The sequence below is a fragment of the Rhodoluna sp. genome, assembly GCF_049276775.1.
In the GTDB taxonomy this organism is placed as follows: domain Bacteria; phylum Actinomycetota; class Actinomycetes; order Actinomycetales; family Microbacteriaceae; genus Rhodoluna.
Genome location: NZ_JBASXC010000121.1, coordinates 1 through 3,045, shown reverse-complemented (window position 1 = coordinate 3,045; position 3,045 = coordinate 1). Strand labels below are relative to the sequence as shown.

Below are 3,045 nucleotides of genomic sequence, written 5' to 3'. Positions count from 1 at the left end.
CGGGTGGTAGGGGCAACGTTAGAGGAACAATCCTCGGCGCCTTCGTAATTGGTTTCCTCGCTGACGGTCTCGTCATCGTGGGTGTATCAGAGTTCTGGAAGATGGTTATCAAGGGGGCGGTAATCATCCTCGCCGTAGCTATTGACCAGGCGCAACAAAAAACAACCGTATCGAAGAAAAAGGAATCAAGTTCGGCAACAAAAAATAATTCGGTGGGCGCTTCAAAAACAAAGCGAACAACGAAGAATTCCTAACAGCTAACTGTTTGGAAAACTAAAATAGAAAGGTACGACATGCTACGCAAAGTACTATCAATTGCGGGTGCTTCTGTTCTAGCTGTGTCTCTAGCAGCTTGTGCTCCAGCAGCAGACACAGACGCAACAACAGACGCAACAACAGGCGGTGGCCTAATCGCCATCATCACCGTAGACCAGGCAAACCCGTTCTGGGCTGCTGAGGCAGAAACTGCAAAGGCTGAGGCTGAGGCTCTTGGCTACACCACTACTGTCGCAGACCACAAGAACGACCCAACTGCTCAGGACCAGCTAATTGACACTGCTATCGCATCTGGTGCAGTTGCAATTATTCTTGACCCAGCCGGTGCGGACGAGTCAATTGGTGCAGTTCAGAAGGCAACAGATGCTGGTATTCCAGTATTGCTAGTCAACGCTGAAATCAACCAGACTGGAATCGCAAAGGCACAGATCGTTTCAAACAACGCTCAAGGTGCTGCACTCGGTGCTGAGGAATTCGCAAAGGCAATGAACTTCACTGGGGATTACGTAGAGCTATTTGGTAACCCAACTGACAACAACGCCGGAGTACGTTCCGAAGGTTACAAGTCAGTTCTTTCCCAGTACCCAGACATGGCAAATGTTGGTATGGAAGTTGCTAACTGGGACCGTACACAGGGTAAGGACAAGATGGATTCCCTATTGCAGGCATACCCAAACCTGACCGGAATTATCGCAGGTAACGACGAGATGGCTCTTGGTGCGATTGCAGCACTTGAGGCAGCTGGCCGTACCGACGTAATTGTTGGTGGCTTCGACGGCAACAGCGATGCTGCCGCAGCAGTAACCTCCGGAAAGATGGCGTACACCGTTCTACAGCCGATTGCCAACTTGGCAATGATGGCTGTTGAGCAGGCTCACTCATACCTAACCACTGGCTCAACCGGTGTTGCAGATGAGAAGCAGACCGTTGACTGTGTTTTGATCAACCCAGACAACGTTTCAAAGTACACCTCTTGGGCACTTGAGGGCTAAGTAAGTAAAAAAGCCTCAAAAAGTTGGGCCGTCGCTACACGGCGACGGCCTAACTTTCCCTAAAGACAAAGAAAGATTATGACCTACCTCCAGAATGACCCAAAAGACTTCGCGGCTGAATCCCACGAGGGCTTCGCTCTAGCCTTTTCCTCATGGGTCGTTCCGGTTCGCGGTGGCGTGGTTCGAAAGATGCGCGCGAAACCGGGGGAAGTTTCAGTTGTCATAGGCGGAGGATCCGGGCACTATCCAGCCTTTGGCGGTTTGGTCGGTAAGGGACTAGCCCATGGAGCCGCCATGGGAAACGTATTTGCGTCCCCATCAGCTCAGCAAATTTATAACGTCGCCAAATCAGCCTCCAATGGCGGAGGAATCTTGTTTAGCTACGGCAACTATGCCGGTGACGTTTTGAACTTTAACCAAGCCCAGGAGCGTCTTCGCTCTGAGGGGTTTGAAGTCGAAACCGTTGTGGTCACCGACGATATCGCATCGGCATCCAAGGATGAGATGGAAAAGCGCCGCGGAATTGCCGGCGACCTAATAGTTTTTAAGGCAGCTTGCTTTGCTGCCGAACAGGGTAAAACACTTTCTGAAGTCAAAGAGTTCGCAGCCTTTGCAAACAGCCAAACTCGAACCATTGGCGTGGCCTTCTCCGGTTGCACACTTCCTGGAGCGAAGGCTCCCCTATTTTCAGTTGAAGACGGACTAATGGAAGTTGGCATGGGTATCCATGGCGAGCCGGGTCTTTACACTTTGCCTAGGCCAGATGCCGACGAGCTTGCCAAAATTCTTGTGGAACAAATTCTTGGAGATCTGCCTGAGGGCATCGATTCTCGAGGGTCAAAGGCAGCACTGATTCTTTCCGGGCTCGGCTCGGTGAAGTATGAGGAGCTATTTGTTCTGTATAGAAAAGTATTTGAAATCTTAGAGCAAGCAGGAGTTGAAGTAATAGAGCCAGAGGTAGGCGAGCTGGTAACTAGCTTCGACATGGCAGGAGTGTCTCTAACTCTCTGTTGGCTTGATTCTGAGCTGGAAAAATCCTGGAGAGCTCCTGCGAGTGCACCTGCGTTTCGAAAAGGAATGATTCAGGGTTCAGAGACAGACGAAGTCTCAATTTTTGACCCAACGCAGGCTGCTCAGATCTTTGTAAAGGGCAGTGACGTATCTGTTTCGGAGAGTCGGAAGATTCTTACGGCTTTTTCTGAAATAAAAAAAGTCATTGATGAAAGCTTTGAGGAATTAGGCCGAATTGATGCAATTGCTGGAGATGGCGACCACGGTATCGGAATGCAGCGTGGTGTAGCGGCAGCTTATGAGGCCTTAGTGACTGCGGTTGAAAATCAAGCCGGAGCGGCATCATCTTTGAATGCCGCAGCTGATTCTTGGTCGGACGTCGCCGGAGGCACGTCCGGGGTGATTTGGGGGGTAATACTTTCCTCGATAGCCTCTGAGCTTGACAACGAGGGTGAGATCACAATCGAACAGATCTCTCTGGGAGTTAAGAAGGCTCTTGAGAATGTGCAGAACTTTGGCAAGGCTCAAGTTGGAGATAAGACCCTCATTGATACTTTGGATCCTTTCTCACGGTCAATTTCTTCTTCTGTCGCTTCAGGTAAGGGTTTTTCTGAGAGCTGGTCTGATGCTGCCCTGATCGCAGAGAAGGCCGCAGAATCAACCAAGGAGCTCGTGCCAAAAATTGGAAGAGCAAGGCCCCACGCCGAGAAAAGTTTGGGGACACCCGATCCTGGGGCGTTGTCTCTGGCCCTGGTCATTAGAGCAG

General features: G+C 50.6%; 2 protein-coding genes and 1 pseudogene. All 3 read left to right on the top strand.

Annotated features, from left to right (window positions below):
• A pseudogene (locus WAO31_RS07055) lies at positions 1-254 on the top strand (ABC transporter permease); the annotation flags it as partial.
• 39 nt (positions 255-293) lie between these two features.
• Complete coding sequence (locus tag WAO31_RS07050) at positions 294-1,268, top strand: D-ribose ABC transporter substrate-binding protein (RefSeq protein ID WP_509591894.1); 975 nt, start codon at positions 294-296, stop codon at positions 1,266-1,268.
• 78 nt (positions 1,269-1,346) lie between these two features.
• A partial coding sequence (locus WAO31_RS07045; protein WP_509591892.1) for a dihydroxyacetone kinase family protein occupies positions 1,347-3,045 on the top strand: 1,699 nt, incomplete at its 3' end.

Bases quoted from the DNA above. Each gene is read 5' to 3' on its own strand.
- WAO31_RS07050 (WP_509591894.1), top strand. From the start codon at position 294: ATGCTACGCAAAGTACTATCAATTGCGGGTGCTTCTGTTCTAGCTGTG.